Annotated in this window: 11 protein-coding genes and 4 pseudogenes; 6 read left to right on the top strand and 9 right to left on the bottom strand. The window is 72.3% G+C overall.

Annotated elements, in window-relative coordinates:
- Positions 1-9 precede the first annotated feature (9 nt).
- Positions 10-324 carry a pyridoxamine 5'-phosphate oxidase family protein gene (locus IEZ19_RS02665; RefSeq protein WP_444545183.1) on the bottom strand — a complete coding sequence of 105 codons (315 nt, stop codon included), beginning with the start codon at positions 322-324 and terminating at the stop codon, positions 10-12.
- A 421-nt stretch (positions 325-745) separates the two neighbouring features.
- Between IEZ19_RS02665 and IEZ19_RS02660 the strand changes: the two genes are divergently transcribed.
- The 3 genes and pseudogenes from IEZ19_RS02660 to IEZ19_RS02650 all read left to right on the top strand — a co-directional run.
- Entirely contained in the window at positions 746-1,711 is a 966-nt protein-coding gene (locus IEZ19_RS02660; protein ID WP_189309301.1) for an ATP-binding cassette domain-containing protein, read from the top strand.
- A gap of 2 nt (positions 1,712-1,713) precedes the next feature.
- On the top strand, positions 1,714-2,556 hold the full coding sequence (locus tag IEZ19_RS02655; RefSeq protein ID WP_373296900.1) for an ABC transporter permease: 843 nt from the start codon (positions 1,714-1,716) through the stop codon (positions 2,554-2,556).
- A 90-nt stretch (positions 2,557-2,646) separates the two neighbouring features.
- Positions 2,647-3,241 (top strand): annotated as a pseudogene (locus IEZ19_RS02650) (IS3 family transposase); the annotation flags it as partial.
- Between the two features lie 6 nt (positions 3,242-3,247).
- Here the strand turns inward: IEZ19_RS02650 and IEZ19_RS02645 are convergent.
- Entirely contained in the window at positions 3,248-4,213 is a 966-nt protein-coding gene (locus IEZ19_RS02645; RefSeq protein ID WP_189309299.1) for a pirin family protein, read from the bottom strand.
- Positions 4,214-4,512: 299 nt separating this feature from the next.
- Between IEZ19_RS02645 and IEZ19_RS02640 the strand changes: the two genes are divergently transcribed.
- Positions 4,513-5,997, top strand: a complete 1,485-nt coding sequence (locus IEZ19_RS02640; protein WP_189309298.1) for an MFS transporter — start codon at positions 4,513-4,515, stop codon at positions 5,995-5,997.
- On the opposite strand, the gene IEZ19_RS53370 is transcribed toward IEZ19_RS02640, so the two are convergent.
- The 3 genes and pseudogenes from IEZ19_RS53370 to IEZ19_RS02630 form a co-directional block, all read right to left on the bottom strand.
- Positions 5,954-6,805, bottom strand: a complete 852-nt coding sequence (locus IEZ19_RS53370; RefSeq protein ID WP_373296889.1) for a DUF5954 family protein — start codon at positions 6,803-6,805, stop codon at positions 5,954-5,956. The genes IEZ19_RS02640 and IEZ19_RS53370 overlap by 44 nt on opposite strands.
- Before the next feature lie 27 nt (positions 6,806-6,832).
- A pseudogene (locus IEZ19_RS52975) lies at positions 6,833-6,996 on the bottom strand (DUF5954 family protein); the annotation flags it as partial.
- 77 nt (positions 6,997-7,073) lie between these two features.
- Positions 7,074-8,930 carry a glycoside hydrolase family 47 protein gene (locus IEZ19_RS02630; RefSeq protein ID WP_189309297.1) on the bottom strand — a complete coding sequence of 619 codons (1,857 nt, stop codon included), beginning with the start codon at positions 8,928-8,930 and terminating at the stop codon, positions 7,074-7,076.
- A 209-nt stretch (positions 8,931-9,139) separates the two neighbouring features.
- On the opposite strand from IEZ19_RS02630, the gene IEZ19_RS02625 reads away from it, so the two are divergent.
- Complete coding sequence (locus IEZ19_RS02625; protein WP_189309296.1) at positions 9,140-9,505, top strand: cupin domain-containing protein; 366 nt, start codon at positions 9,140-9,142, stop codon at positions 9,503-9,505.
- Between the two features lie 84 nt (positions 9,506-9,589).
- On the opposite strand, the pseudogene IEZ19_RS02620 reads toward IEZ19_RS02625, so the two are convergent.
- From IEZ19_RS02620 to IEZ19_RS02605, 4 genes and pseudogenes are all read right to left on the bottom strand, one after another.
- Positions 9,590-10,563: pseudogene (locus IEZ19_RS02620) on the bottom strand (NAD(P)-dependent alcohol dehydrogenase).
- Positions 10,564-10,681: 118 nt separating this feature from the next.
- Positions 10,682-11,656 (bottom strand): pyridoxal-phosphate dependent enzyme, encoded by a 975-nt coding sequence (locus IEZ19_RS02615; protein ID WP_189309295.1) that lies wholly within the window; start codon positions 11,654-11,656, stop codon positions 10,682-10,684.
- A 61-nt stretch (positions 11,657-11,717) separates the two neighbouring features.
- Positions 11,718-13,076, bottom strand: a complete 1,359-nt coding sequence (locus tag IEZ19_RS02610; protein ID WP_189309294.1) for a VWA domain-containing protein — start codon at positions 13,074-13,076, stop codon at positions 11,718-11,720.
- Complete coding sequence (locus IEZ19_RS02605) at positions 13,073-13,930, bottom strand: AAA family ATPase (RefSeq protein ID WP_189309293.1); 858 nt, start codon at positions 13,928-13,930, stop codon at positions 13,073-13,075. Before IEZ19_RS02605 ends, IEZ19_RS02610 begins: the two co-directional genes overlap by 4 nt.
- Before the next feature lie 199 nt (positions 13,931-14,129).
- Here IEZ19_RS02605 and IEZ19_RS02600 point away from each other — a divergent pair.
- A pseudogene (locus tag IEZ19_RS02600) lies at positions 14,130-14,657 on the top strand (TetR/AcrR family transcriptional regulator); the annotation flags it as partial.
- Positions 14,658-14,689 lie beyond the last annotated feature (32 nt).

The following is a 14,689-nucleotide window of genomic DNA, read 5'->3' as shown; positions in this document are numbered from 1 at the left end:
CACGGAGGACTAGGTGTCGAACTCCGCGGCGAAGGCGGAGAAGTCGGCTGTCCTCCACCTCTGGGGGCGCATGCGGATGAGGATGTCGTCGGCCAGTTGCTCCTGGTTGGCCGCCAGGTACGCCGTCGCGGCGTCCGCGTCCAGGTACCGGTGGGCCAGCGCCTCGCGCTCGGCCGGGGGCAGCGGATCCTCCAGGGCCACCACCGGCCCTTCCACGCTCACATAGCGGTACGGAGCCGACTCGTCCTGCACGCAGAGGCTGAACCGCCCTGCGTTGCGGATGAGCCGGGCCTTCAGCGTCTTCCGCCCGGTCTCGATCGCCACCAGCCCACCTGGCCGGTAGGAATACCAGAGAGGCACCAGCAACGGCCCACCCCCGTAGCGCGGATCATCCAGCCCCAGGATTCCCACATGCAGGCCGGCAAGGAATGCTTCCCTGTCTTCAACCGACATCCTGAGATCCACGGGAACCACCTCGATCAGGCAGAAATTCGCGAACGGTGTTGGTCCTGCTGTGGGGATGTGGGCCGATCAGGTGACGTCCGGCCGATCCGGGCCGGCCGCCGGGTCGGGGCCGGGCCCTCTTCCAGGCTTTCACCAGATCCGGCCGGTTCGCATCCCGGGCGAGTGTGGGGGCGCGTGGTCCGGCGGGCCGTTCCCCGACGGGAAAGCAGAATGAGAGGGGCGCTGTCAATGGTGGGCCGCCGCGCTTGATCGGTAGGCGGTCAGGAGAAGGAAGAGGCGCATGAGGGCAGCCATCCGAGCCGTGGGCCTGGTGAAGACCTTCGGCGACATACGGGCTCTGGACGGGGTCGATCTGGACGTGCCGGAAGGGGCGGTGCTGGGCCTTCTCGGCCCCAACGGCGCCGGCAAGACCACCGCGGTGCGGGTGCTCACGACGCTGCTGCGGCCCGACGCGGGCAGTGCCGAGGTCGCGGGGGTGGACGTGCTCCAGCACCCCAACCGCGTCCGCAGCCTGATAGGCCTGTGCGGCCAGTACGCGGCGGTCGACGAGTACCTCACCGGCCGGGAGAACCTCCGGATGGTCGGCGAGCTCTACCAGATGCGGGCCAGGGACGCTAAGGCGCGCGCCCGGGAGTTGCTGGAGTGGTTCGGCCTTGCCGAAGCGGCCGACCGGCTGGCCAAGACCTACTCCGGCGGCATGCGCCGCCGGCTCGACCTGGCGGCGGCACTGGTGGCGCGGCCCCCGGTCATGTTCCTCGACGAGCCCACCGCCGGCCTGGACCCGCGCCATCGGCTGGCGCTATGGGAGCTCATCGAGACGCTGGCGGCGCAGGGGACCACTCTGCTGCTCACGACCCAGTACCTCGAAGAGGCGGACCGGTTGGCGTACGACATCGTTGTGGTCGACCATGGGCGGGTGATCGCACGCGGCTCGGCCGACGAGCTCAAAGCGAGGATCGGCGGCGAGCGGGTGGACGTGGTGATCCACGACCGTGCGTTGATCGGCGCGGCCGTGGCGGCGCTCGCTCCGTATGCCGCGGGCCGGGCCGACGTGGAGCAGCACCCCAGGCGGATCACCGTGCCGGTGAGCGGGGGTGCCCGGGTGCTCGCCGACGTCATCCGCGAGCTGGACAGGCGGGACATCCTCATCGACGACATCGGCCTGCGCAGGCCCACCCTCGACGATGTCTTCCTCTCCCTCACCGGCCACGCGGCCGAGGAGGGCGACCCTGGGAAGGACGCATGACCATGGCGATCGCCACCAGCGGAGTGGGGGGACATGCGACTCCGCAGCCTCGCGGCGGAGTCGTCCAGATGGCGCGCGATTCCTGGGTGGTCGCCCGGCGGAACCTGCGCCGCATGACCCGGATACCCGAGATCGTGGTCTTCGGACTGATGCAGCCGGTGATGTTCGTGCTGCTCTTCTCGTACGTGATGGGCGGCGCGATCAAGGTGCCGGGCGGTAGCTACCGAGAGTTCCTGATGCCCGGAATCTTCGCCCAGACGGTTGCCTTCGCGGTGGAAGGGGCCTCGGCCGGCATCGCGGACGACATGGCCAAGGGTCTGGTGGACCGCTTCCGCTCGCTGCCCATGGCACGCTCGGCGGTGCTCGCCGGGCGGACCCTGGCCGACTTGGTGCAGAGCGCCTTCGTCCTTCTGGTGCTGGCGATGGTGGCGCTCCTGGTGGGCTGGCGGGTGCACCAGGGGGTACCCGAGGCGCTGGGTGCCTTCCTGCTGCTGCTCCTGCTGGGCCACGCCTTCTCCTGGATCGGGACGCTGATCGGCTTGTCGTTGCGCACCCCGGAGGCAGCCACCTCGGCGGGCCTGATCTGGCTCTTCCCGCTGACCTTTCTCTCCAACGCCTTCGTCCCGGTGAACACCATGCCAGGCTGGCTGCAGGCGATCGCGTACTGGAACCCGTTCAGCGCCACCGTGCAGGCTTGCCGGAACCTGTTCGGCAATCCCGGGGCAGAGGGCGCGCATGTCTGGCCGATGCAGCATCCGGTCGCGGCTTCCATGCTCTGGTCCTTGCTGATCCTGGCGCTGTTCTCCTGGTTGTCGGTGCGCAAGTACCGCAACGGTGTCGGCTGACCGGACGAGGTGAGGCCGAACGACTGCGGCTGACCGTTGGGAGTGGACACCCTGACAATGGATCCTGAAGGTCCAGGAAGGGATGTCCAGGTGGGACGCCAGTCTGCGTACCCGGAGGAGTTTCGGAAGGACGCTGTCGCGTTGTACCGAGCCACCGGTGGCAAGCGCACGTACGCGGCGGTGGCCGCGGAGCTCGGGATCACCGGGGAGACACTGCGCACGCGGGTCCGCAAGGACACCGACCAGCACACGTCCGAGCGCCCCGTGGCCGGGGCCGGTCAGGGTCCGGCTGAGGAACTGGCCCGGCTGCGGGCCGAGAACGCCCGCCTGCTCAAGGCGGAGAAGGAATGGCAGCTTGAACGCGCGATCCTGCGCCGGGCAGCCGCCTATGTCGCTCGGGAGGTGAAGTGAGCCCCCGCCGCTGGGACTTCATCTCCGACCATCGCGCCGACCTCGGTGTCAAGCGGCTGTGCCGGGTCCTTGGGTGTCCCGCTCCGGCTGCTACCGGCACCAGGCCACCGCACCGGCACGCGCCGAGCGCCAGGCGGCCGAGGACCGGGCAGTCGCTGAGATCCGCGCCATCCACGCCGGACACCACGGCGCCTTGGGCTCCCCGCGTGCGCATGCCGAACTCCGCTCGCGCGGGCGGAGGATCAACCGCAAGCGGGTGGCCCGGCTGATGCGCGCCGGCTCAGCGCACTCGTGCCCGCGGCTTCAGCGGCACAACGGGCAGCTCTGGCGCAGGCAGTGGATCCCCGTCATACCCCTTCACAACCCCAAATCTCAATCCGCTCATCCAGTCTTGTCGGGCTCGTTCGATATCGTCCTGCGTACGGCCCACGAAGTTCCACCACATGATCAGCTCCTCCTCGAACGGCTCGCCGCCGAGCAGCATGAGGCCGGCGTCCGACTCGGCGCGCAGCGGGAGTTCGGAACGGCCGCAGCCGAGGTAGAGCATCGAACCCGGCAGTACCGGCACCCCGTCGACGTGTGACTCGCCGGACATCGCGAGCACGCCGTACTCGAAGTCGGGTTCGAGGGGCAGGCGGACGTCCGCGCCGCGGGTGAGCGCGAGGTCGGCGCCGACGATCGGTGTGTACGCCGTGCCGGGTGAGACCGACCCGTCGAGGTCGCCGAGGATCACGGTCGCCGTGAGGCCGGGTGCCGTGACCGTGGGCAGGTCGGGGTGGTGCTCGAACCCGGGCTCGGTGTGGCGGTGGGTGTCCGGGAGGGCGACCCAGAGCTGTGCTCCGTGCAGGAAGCGGGCGTGCGACCGGGGGCTCTCCTCGGAGTGGCTGATCGCCCGGCCCGAGGTCATCAGGCCCAGCTCCTTGGGCCGGATGGTCTGCAGGCTGCCGAGCGAGTCCCGGTGCAGCACCTCGCCCTCGTGCAGCCAGCTGACCGTCTGCAGCCCCATGTGCGGATGCGGCGGGACCTGCATGCCGGGCTCGTCGGCGATGTCGTCGGGGCCGTAGTGGTCGACGAAGGCCCAGGCGCCGATCATGCGGCGCCCCAGGTTCGGCAGCAGCCGGCGCACCTCGGTCGACTCGCCGAGCCGCACCTGACGGGGGCTCAGCAGCTCGCGGACGGGTTCGGCGACAACGAATCCGCGGCCGCCGCACACATTCGGTTCGGGCGCGCGGTCAAGGTTGCTCATACCGCCCAACCTAGCGGTCACGGGACCTCGGTGCCGGGCGCTCGGCGGGTCGTCGTGAAACCGCCAATGACGTTGACGGAACCCGCGGCGCCGAGGTTCGCGCACGTGTCCGGACCGACCGTCGCGGGTCGGCCCCCGAGAGCCTGAACGGCCGTTTTTTCGTGGGGTGCTGAGGCTCCGCATGTGTCGAACCCCGCACTCCGCGGCCATCCGATCCAATTCTCCTTGCTTAAGTCAATCAACTTGACTTACATTCTCAGGGACCGTGCAGATCCGAGTGCCCCTACGGAGGCCTGACCATGTCCCAAGCACAACCCCGGTCCGCGGAGGCGGTGGAGGCAGGGGAGTCCGTCGCGCCGCGGACGAACCTCGTCGTCGCGGTGCTGGCCTTCGGCGGGATCGTGGTCTCGCTCATGCAGACCCTGGTGATCCCGATCGTTCCCGAACTGCCGAGCCTGCTCCACGCGTCGGCGTCGGACGCGGCCTGGGCGGTAACCGCCACCCTCCTCGCGGCCGCCGTCGCCACGCCCGTCATGGGGCGGCTGGGTGACATGTACGGCAAGCGGCTGATCCTGCTGACCAGTCTCGCCATGCTGGTCGCCGGATCGGTCACGGCCGCGCTGAGCGACACGCTCGTCCCGATGATCGTCGGACGGGCGCTGCAGGGCATGGCGGCGGGTGTCATCCCGCTCGGCATCAGCATCATGCGCGACGAACTGCCCGCCGAACGGCTCGGCTCCGCCACCGCCCTGATGAGCGCTTCCCTCGGCGTCGGCGGCGCCCTCGGCCTGCCCGCCGCCGCGCTCATCGCCGACCACTTCGACTGGCACGTGCTGTTCTGGACCTCGGCCGGGCTCGGCGCCGTGGCCGCCCTGTTCGTCCTCGCGCTCGTGCCCGAGTCGAAGGTGCGCTCCGGCGGCCGCTTCGACCTGCTGGGCGCCCTCGGCATGGCGGCGGGGCTCGTCTGTCTGCTCCTCGCGATCTCCAAGGGCGCCGACTGGGGCTGGGGCAGCGGCACGACGCTCGGCCTGTTCGCCGCCGCCGTGGTCGTCCTGCTCGTGTGGGGCGTCTACGAACTGCGCGCCAAGCAGCCGCTGGTGGACCTGCGCACCACCGCCCGCCGCCAGGTGCTGGTGACCAACCTTGCCTCGGTCGCGTTCGGCTTCTCCATGTTCGCGATGTCCCTGGTGCTTCCGCAGCTCCTGCAGTTGCCCAAGGCGACCGGTTATGGCCTCGGTCAGTCCCTGCTCGACGCCGGTCTGGTCATGGCGCCGGCGGGCCTGGTGATGATGGCGATGGCACCGGTGTCCGCCTTCATCTCCCGGACGTGGGGCCCGAAGATCACCCTGATGTGCGGTGCCGTGATCGTGGCCGCTGGCTACGGCCTCAACATCGTGCTGATGGACGCCGTCTGGCAGCTCGTCGTCGTGTCCTGCGTAATCGGCGCCGGCATCGGCTTCGCCTACGGTGCGATGCCCGCGCTCATCATGGGCGCCGTGGACCCGTCCGAGACGGCCGCGGCGAACAGCCTCAACACCCTGATGCGGTCCATCGGCACGTCGACGGCGAGCGCGGTCGCGGGTGTGATCCTGGCCCAGCTGACCACCAGGTTCGGGTCCGTCGCGCTGCCCTCGGAGAACGGCTTCAAGGTGGTCATGGGCGTCGGTTCCGGGGCGGCCGTCATCGCGCTCCTGGTCGCGTCGTTCATCCCGCGCCGACGGGTGGCGGCGCCCGCGTCCGTCACGGGGGCGGTGGAGTCGCCCGCGCCCACACCGAGTCGGTGACGGCGCCGGTCGTGGCGGAGGCCGCGGAGCCCGTTGCCTCGGCCGCGGCCGACGCCGGCATCGCCGTGCCGGGACATGTGCGCGGCGCCGAGGGCGCGCGCCGGCACAGGCTGCCGCCGTCACGCTGATCACGCTGGAGGGACGGCAGTTGGGCCGGTCGCTCGCCCGAGCGGACGGTTCCTGCGCCGTCGCCGCGCCGGGGGAGGGGACGTACGTCCTCATCGCCTCCGCCGACGGCTGCCGGCCGCAGGCGACCACGCCGGCGGTCGGCACCGAACCGGTGACCAGCGACCTGCTGCTCAGCGGCACCAGCGGGCCGGCCGGCGCGGTGCGCTCCGCGGACAGCGGCGCGCCGGTCGCCGATGCCGTACTCGTCGTGGTCCGAGGGCCTGGGCGGTTCCGGCCCGTCAGGGCCCGAGCGGACCATCCGCTGGATACGGCAGGTCCGGAAGGCGTCGTCGCCCACGCGAGCCCCGTCGGCGCGGTCGGCGGCCCGGAACTCCTCGGCCGTCCGCGCATAGGCGGCCCGGCGGGCGTCGTCGAACCGGTAGAGCGTGGGCCATGCCTCCGTCATCGCGTCGTAGAGGCGGCGGCGCGCGTCGTGCGGGGTGGCCGTGAGTGTCCCGCACGGCAGCCGGCCGCCCCGGTCGCGCTCGGCCACCCCGAACCCGACGGGCAGCAGCACGATGTCGGGATGCGCCTCGACCGCCCGCTCGGAGTCCGCGCGCACCTCGGCGGGGAACCGGGCGCCGGCGTACGCGAAGCTGCGCAGGGAGAGCTTCGTCGCCCCGGCGAACAGGCCGTCCACCCGGTCCGGGTCCGGGCCGCGGGATCCTGCACGGCCATGCCGAAGACCGGACCGCGCAGCGCGATGTGCGGACAGCGGAGCGAGGCATCCACCGCATCGGCCTCCGCCACCCAGCCGGCGGGGTCGTCGCGATGCGCCAACCCCGTGTGCAGCGAGTCGAGTTGTCGCTTCCAGCCATTGTTCGTGCGCACATTGTGGCCGCCGGGCGGGAGGTGCCCGGCGGCAATGTCACAACTGATCAGAAGCGTTCGCACTGTTCACCGGGCCGTCACACCCGCTCCCACCTCCACTCCTGGGCACGCGTGTCGCTCAGGGCCCGCTGCACCACCGCCGCGCCGGCAAGCTCGAGGGCCTTGCCGCTGTCGCAGTTGACCAGGCGGTGATGGCCGTCGCCGGCCGGTCGCACGGTCCACTGCTGGACGGGGGTGCCGTCGTGCGCGCCCTGGGTCGCGGTGCCGTCCGCCGCGGCCTCGAGCAGCTTGCCGAAGGCGAGGTCGGTCAGCCGGGTACGGCCGCCCGACGTCGTCGCGATCCAGCGCTGCTCGGCCCCGGCGCGCGGGGAGCGGGCGATCACCGTGTCACCGTGCGCGTCCAGCGCGAGGCCTGTCGCCCGGTTGAACAGCCGGAACGTGCCGCTGGGCGCCGGCGCCGCCGCCCGTTCGGCGCCGCGCAGCACATTGCCTTCCGTGGTGAGGTAGTTGACGGCGTAGTCGAAACGCGGGGTGCCCGACCACAGCAGGTAGAAGTACTTCATGTTCTCGGAGAACCAGTAGCCGGGCGTGAGGTCGCCCTTGGTCGTCGGGCTCGTCGTCATGTCCTTCACGACGGTGCAGCCGTTCGCCACCTTGCAGTGCTTCTGCTGCGCGTCCCACAGCCACCTGGCGCGCTCCCGGTAGACCTCCTTGCCGGTCAGCAGCCACAGGAACAGCGCCGAGTCCGCGTACTCCGGCCGGAGCCGGTACTCGGTGCTCGCCGCGGTCAGGGTCACGTAGTCGATCCGCTCCGGCGGCAGCCTGAAGCGCCCGAGCGCCGCCGCCCAGGAGGCGTGGTACGACTCGCCCTCGCTCAGGTTCCCGCCCTGCGCGAGCAACCCCGCGTAGAACGCGGTGAGTTCGGACTGTCTGCGGCCGGTCACCGCACCCGTGTCCATGTGCGCCGACCTGAACCACAGCCGCCTGTCGTGGGTCTCGGCGAGATGCCGCAGCACTCCGGAGGTCAACGTACGGTACCGCCGCTGGATCTCGTTGTCGCCGAGGAACTGGTACGCGTCCCACAGGTACTCGAAGTACGAGTCCACGGGCGGATCGACCCGGGCGGTCGGGTCGGTCCAGCCACCGGTCTCGACGTCGAGCGTCGTCCCGACCAGATCCAGCGCCGAGCGCCGGTCGTACGGTGCCTTCAGCGCTCTCCTCGCCGCGTCGAAGTACCGCTGGTCACCGGTGAGTCGGGTGAGCAGGCCCAGTTCGGTGATGTTGCTGCCGATCTCGGCGAGCGGCACCCGGCTGCCGTGGACCGTACCCGTGCGCAGGTTGACGTACCGGTACGGCGCGCCCGTCGGCGAGGACGTGAAGGCGGGCAGCAGCCGGTCGGCGAGGTCGCGCGCCTTGGCCAGCAGGACGGCCTCGCCGGTGCAGTGGTGGCCGGAGAGCAGTCCGCCGACCAGCCGGATGATCGTCTCGAAGACCTGCACGCTCGCGTCGCGGTCGAAGTCCAGCCGGTCCTCGATCCAGCCGATGGCGGCGTCCAGTTCGCCGTCCAGCTCCATCAGGTACAGCGTGTCCAGCGACTCCACGACGGTCAGCCCCAGTGAGACCCCGTCGATGAAGAAGTCCGAGCCGGTGCCGCTCACCGGACGCAGTTCGTCCCGGCCCCAGGCCAGTCGCCGGTAGGCGGTCCAGGCGGTGAGGAACTCCTGGCGCACGGCCTCGGCGAGGGAGAGGTCGGGCGGACCGGGCGCGGCGGACGCCGGTGCCGATGCCGGGCCACCGAGCGTGGTGAGCGAGGCCGCCGCGCCGGCCGCGGTGCGCAGCAGGGAGCGTCGGGTGAGCGGGGCCGGGAGGCCGGGGGAGGGGATCGCCGTGCGGCGCGGCAGGCGCGCGGACGGACGGGGGTGCGGGAAAGGCATGGGCATGCCGATACCGCCGTGCGAAGCCCCGGACGGCCGTGGCGCGCTCGCGATCCGGCCGGGTTCACCTGATTGGCGGCGCCGAACCGGCGGGCAGACGATGGAACGGTGGGGTGCGGTCGCCGCCGGAGCGCCGGTGCCGCCCGAGGTCGCCGGGAGACGGAGACCGGCCCCGGCCGTGCTGAGCGGCCGGAAGGGAGGACACCGTCATGCTGGAAGTGAAGACGGTCGACAAGCCGGACGAACGGCGCGACTTCCCCCGCGGCCATCTCGAAGCCGTCCACCTGACCGGGCTCGACTTCGCCGTGGCCACCTTCGAGCCCGGCTGGCGCTGGTCGGAGTCCGTGGCGCCGCTCGCGGGCACCGAGAGCTGCCTGGTCCACCACAACGGCTTCGTGGTGCAGGGCCGTATGCATCTGCGCATGGACGACGGCGGTGAGGGCGAGATCGGCCCCGGTGACGTCTTCGTGCTCCCGCCCGGGCACGACGCCTGGGTCGTGGGCGACGAGCAGGTGGTGCTGTACGACTTCGCGGGCGGCATGGCCCAGGACTATGCGAAGGCGCAGGGAACATAGCGACACGGCGACAGCCCGACCGAGGACGAGGAGTGCCCCGCGGCGCGCGTCACCGCGGGGCATTCGCAGGCCCGGTCGACCTCGTCACACCGTGACGACGACCTTCCCGCGCGCGTGCTCGACCTCCAGATACCGGACGGCCTCGGACGCCTCGGCGAGCGGGTACGTCCGGTCGATCACCGGGGTGAGCTTCCCGGACTCGGCCAGCTCCCGCAGCGCCACCAGGACCTCCTTGCTCGGGGCGGGCCCGACGAGCGGGAGCAGGCGCTGCCGGACGAAGGGGGCGAGAGGATGACGCCCTTGAGTGTGAGCGCTGCCGCCCCGACGAACCGGCCCGGGGCGCCACCGCCCGCCAGGACGAGCGTCCCGGCCGGTGTCAGGGCACGCCGCAGTGCGGTGATCCCGCGGGTTCCGACGAGGTCGAGGACGACGTCGTACCGCCGCCCGGAGCGCGTGAAGTCCTCCCGCGCGTAGTCGACGACGTGGTCCGCGCCGAGCGAGCGGACCAGCTCGGCGTTGCGCGCGCTGCACACACCGGTCACCACGGCGCCGAGCCCCTTGGCGATCTGCACGGCGAAGGTGCCGACGCCGCCCGAGGCGCTGTTGACGAGCACATGCTGCCCCTTGCGCACGCCCGCGGTGTCGCGCAGCCCGCGCAGCGCCGTGTTCCCGGCCAGCGGCAGGGCAGCGGCCTGCTCGAAGGTCAGATCGGCGGGCTTGCGCTCCACGGAGGCGTCCGGGACGCAGACGTACTCCGCGAACGTGCCGTCGACCTCACCGAACACCTCGTCGCCCGGCCGGAGTTCGGGCACGTTCCGCCCCACGGACACCACCTCGCCCGCGAAGTCCCGCCCTCGGACACGGGCCTTGGGTGCGCGGAGACCCAGCGCCAGCCGGGCCACGTACGGGTCGCCACGCATGAGATGCCAGTCGTAGGCGTTGACCCCGGCCGCCCGGATCCGCACCAGCACCTGGTCGTCGGTGGGCACCGGCCTGTCCACGTCCCGCAGTTCGAGCACGTCCGGCGGGCCGTACCGGTCCTGCACCACTGCCTTCATGGGCCGTCCCCCCAGCGGCGTACCGGCAGAGTAGGGCCGAACACGGCGGACGGACATCGGGGAGGCGCCGTAATCCTGGGGAAGGAGCGGCGACTTGGCGGTGACCGGTCGGGCGCCGTCAGCCTTCGTACGCGGTGGCACCCTCCTCGGCGTACGCCACGGCCTCCGTGTGCCCGAACAGGCCGGGCAGCCCGCCGGTGTGCACGAACACCGTCCGCTCGCCCGGCCGGACGTCCCCGTCCCGGACGGCCGCGATCAGGCCGGCCATCGCCCGGCCCGTGTAGGTGGGGTCGAGGACCAGGCCCTCGGTGCGGGCCGCCAGCCGCAGTGCGCCGCGCACCGGCTCGGTCAGCGCCGCATACCCGGCGCCCACCTGGTCGCGCCGCACCCGCAGCCGGTCCGGGGCGAGCGCCGCACTTGTGAGCGGTGCCGCGAACCGTACGACGGCATCCGCCGGATCGGCCAGCGCGCCCACGTCGACGCCCAGCACCGCCGCCGACCCCAGCGAGGCGACCAGCCCCGCCGCGGTCCCGCCCGAGCCGAGCGCCACCACCGCCGTCCGCAGGTCCGGCACCTGCGCGCGCAGCTCCTCGCCGCAGCGCACATAGCCGCGCGCCCCGAGCGTGCTCGACCCGCCGAAGGGGATGAGCGCAGGCCGGGCCCCGCCCTCGCGCAGCCGTTCGCAGACCTCGGCCGCCGCCGCGTCGAGGCCGGTCTGGTCCACGTCGCCCGCCCAGGCCAGCCGCGCCCCGAACAACCCGTCCAGGGCCAGGTTCCCGGACCGCGAGGCGCCCGGCGAACCGCGCAGCACCAGCACGGCCTCCAGGCCCGCGCGGGCCGCCGCGGCCGCCGTCAGCCGTGCGTGGTTGCTCTGCGGGGCACCCGTGGTGACCAGCGTGTCGGCTCCCTCGGCGAGCGCAGCGCCGACGGTCCACTCCAGCTTGCGGATCTTGTTGCCGCCCCCACCCAGACCGGTCAGGTCGTCGCGCTTGATCCACAGGTCGTCCGGGCCGAGCCCGATCGCGGCGGCCAGCCGGGGCGCCGGTTCCACTGGGGTGGGGAAGGTGGCCAGTTCCACGATCGAGTCGCTCATGTCGTTCGTCCTCGGGTGCGTGCGGATGTACGGCAAGTCGACCACACGGGCGCGCCGCCGGTCACACCGGGAGCAGCCCCGCGACCAGGTCGCCGAGCTGCCGCGCGGTGCGGCACTCGCGCATCTCGACCAGCTCCGCGTAGACGGGCGCCGCCGAGTCGCCCGTGCCCCACAGGGCGCGCTGCTCCGGATTCAGCCAGTGGACCCGACGGGCGCGCTCCGCGATGTGGCGAACGGCGGGCAGGTTGGGGTCGCTCATGTTGGTACGGGCGTCACCCAGGACGAACACGGTCGTGCGCGGGCCCACCGCATCGCCGTACCGCTCCGCGAACTCGCCCAGCGCCACGCCGTAGTCGCTGCTTCCGTGCCAGCCGGTGAGCGTGGCCCCGGACCGGATCCGGGCGCTCAGCCCCTCCGGATCGGCCCGCCCGTGGTCGAGAAGAGCGGTCACCTCGTCGATCCGGTTGACGAAGGCGAACACCCGCACCTTGCTGAACTGGTCGTGCAGCGCCTGCACCAGCAGCATCGTGAAGTCCGAGAACCCCGACACCGAGCCCGACACGTCGCACAGCAGCACCAGTTCGGGCCGCACGGGACGGCGTCGGCGCAGCACAGGCCGCAGCGGCACACCGCCCGTCGACAGCGAGCCGCGCAGCGTACGCCGCAGGTCGATCGTGCCGCGCGCGGCACGGCGGCGGCGCGCGGCGAGCCGGGTGGCCAGCTTCCGGGCCAGCGGCTGGACCGTCCTGCGCAGTTCGGCCAGTTGGGCCCGGTTCGCGAACAGGAAGTCCACCCGGTCCGCGGTCGGAGCCACCGCCCGGCGCGCGATCTCGTCCCGATCGCGCCGCTCGGCGACCCGCCGCCGCGCCTCCGTCGCCACCAGTCCGCGGAAGGCCTCGATACGGCGCCGGATCTCGTCGTCCAGCAGCCGGTCCGCGAACCCCACGCCCCCGTCCCGCTCCTGGACGCTTCCACGCACCCGGGCCAGCAGGGTCTGCGGCCGCAGCCGGTCGAGCGTCTGGTACGACGACCAGCCGTCCGACTCCGGTGAACTCCCGTACCCGCCGAGCCCGTCGACCGCCTCCGCCGCCAGCCGGGCCAGCGCCGCCCGGTCGTCGTCGGCCAGCGCCGCCGCGAGCCGGTCCCGCAGATCGCCCCGGTCCGCCGGCTCGCCGTCGGGCGCGCCGACACCGCGCGGGAAGTACAGGTCGAAGACCGGGTCGAAGACCGCGCGCTGGCCGGTGCCGTGCAGCAGCGTCGCGGCCAGCCCCTCGCGCAGCAGCTCCCGGTCCGCGAGGCCGAGCGCCTCCACCGCGCGGGCCGCGTCGACGGTCTCCCCGGTGCCTACCCGGACGCCGTGCGCGCGCAGCGCCCCGACCAGACCGGTCAGCCGCTCGGTGACACCGGCCGGGGTGCTCACAGACTGTCCAGGTCGAGCTTGGCCGCCGCCTTCAGGACGTCGTCCTGATGCTTGAGGATCACGCCCAGGCTGTCCCGTACGACCGTCTCGTCCAGGGTGTCGGCGCCCAGCTCGAGCAGGGTGCGCGCCCAGTCGATCGTCTCGGCGACCGACGGCACCTTGCGCAGGTCCATCGCGCGCAGCGCGCCGATCACCCGTACGACCGACTCGGCCAGCGCCTCGCCGAGACCCGGCACCTTGAGCCGGACGATGCGCCGCTCCAGCTCCTCCTCGGGGAAACCGATGTGCAGGAACAGACAGCGGCGGCGCAGCGCCTCGGACAGCTCGCGGCCGGCGTTGGAGGTGAGCACGACGAACGGCTTGCGCGTCGCGGTGATCGTGCCCAGCTCCGGGACGGTCACCTGGAAGTCGCTGAGCACCTCCAGGAGCAGCCCTTCCATCTCGACGTCGGCCTTGTCGGTCTCGTCGATCAGCAGCACCTTGGGCTCGGCACCCCGGATGGCGGTCAGCAGCGGGCGGGGGAGCAGGAACTCCTCGCCGAAGATGTCGGTGCGGGCCTCGTCCCAGGTCTCGTCGCGGCCCGCGCTGATGCGCAGCAGCTGCTTGGCGTGGTTCCACTCGTACAGCGCCCGGGACTCGTCGACGCCCTCGTAGCACTGCAGCCGGACCAGCCGGGAACCGGTGACCTCGGCGACGGCCTTGGCCAGCTCGGTCTTGCCGACGCCGGCGGGGCCCTCGACCAGGAGCGGTTTGCCGAGGCGGGCGGCCAGGAAGACGGTGGTGGCGACCTGGCGGGAAGCGAGGTAGCCGGTCTCGGCGAGGCGTGCGGAGACGTCGTCGACGGAAGGGAACAACGGGGGCCTCCGGCGGGGTCGGGGATCGGCGTCCGGTCCTATCTAAGCGCTTGTTCAGCGCCGCTGTCACGCGGGTTCCTGGGAGCGCGACTGTGCGTGTCCGCGGAGTACGGGGCGTAGACCGATCGGTTTTCCCTCGCCCGTCGGACGGTGCCCTCGGCGGTATGGCCCCCATGGACAAGGCGTCCCCCCGGACCGGCTGCTCGACGCCGCCGCTGAGCTGTTCTACCGCGACGGCGTCTCGATCGGCGTCGGGGCGCTGTGCCGTACGGCGGGTGTGCCGAAGCGTCGACGTACCGGCTCTTCGAGAGCAAGGGCGAGGTGCCGGCCGCGAGTCCGGAGAAGCAACGGCCGTCGATCGAGGCCGAGTTCGCGCCGGCCGATCCGGAGGGTATGACGCCGCGCGAACGGATCACGCACGTCTTCGAGCGGCTCGAGCAGGTCTCGCAGGCGCCTTCGTACCGGGGCTGCCCGTATCTGGCCGTGCTCGTCGAGCTGAAGGACCTCGACCATCCGGCGAGCGCGGTCGCCCGTACGGTGAAGCAGCGCATGGAGTCGACGTTCCGCACCCAGGCGGAGCGGGGCGGCGCCGCGGACCCGGATCTGCCGGCCCGCCGGCTGATGCTGGTCTACGACGGCGCGAGCGCCCGCGCCGGGTCCGGGGCGGAACGGCTGGACGACGGGCTGACGAGGGCGACGGCGGGGGGCGCTGCTGGACGCGGCGGGGGGTGAAGTGACCGGCCTGTGGGCAAAAGGGGC

Source organism: Streptomyces brasiliensis (genome assembly GCF_014647875.1).
In the GTDB taxonomy this organism is placed as follows: domain Bacteria; phylum Actinomycetota; class Actinomycetes; order Streptomycetales; family Streptomycetaceae; genus Streptomyces; species Streptomyces brasiliensis.
The sequence above is the reverse complement of the archived record's forward strand: the minus strand, read 5'-3'. Positions and strand labels throughout refer to the sequence as shown.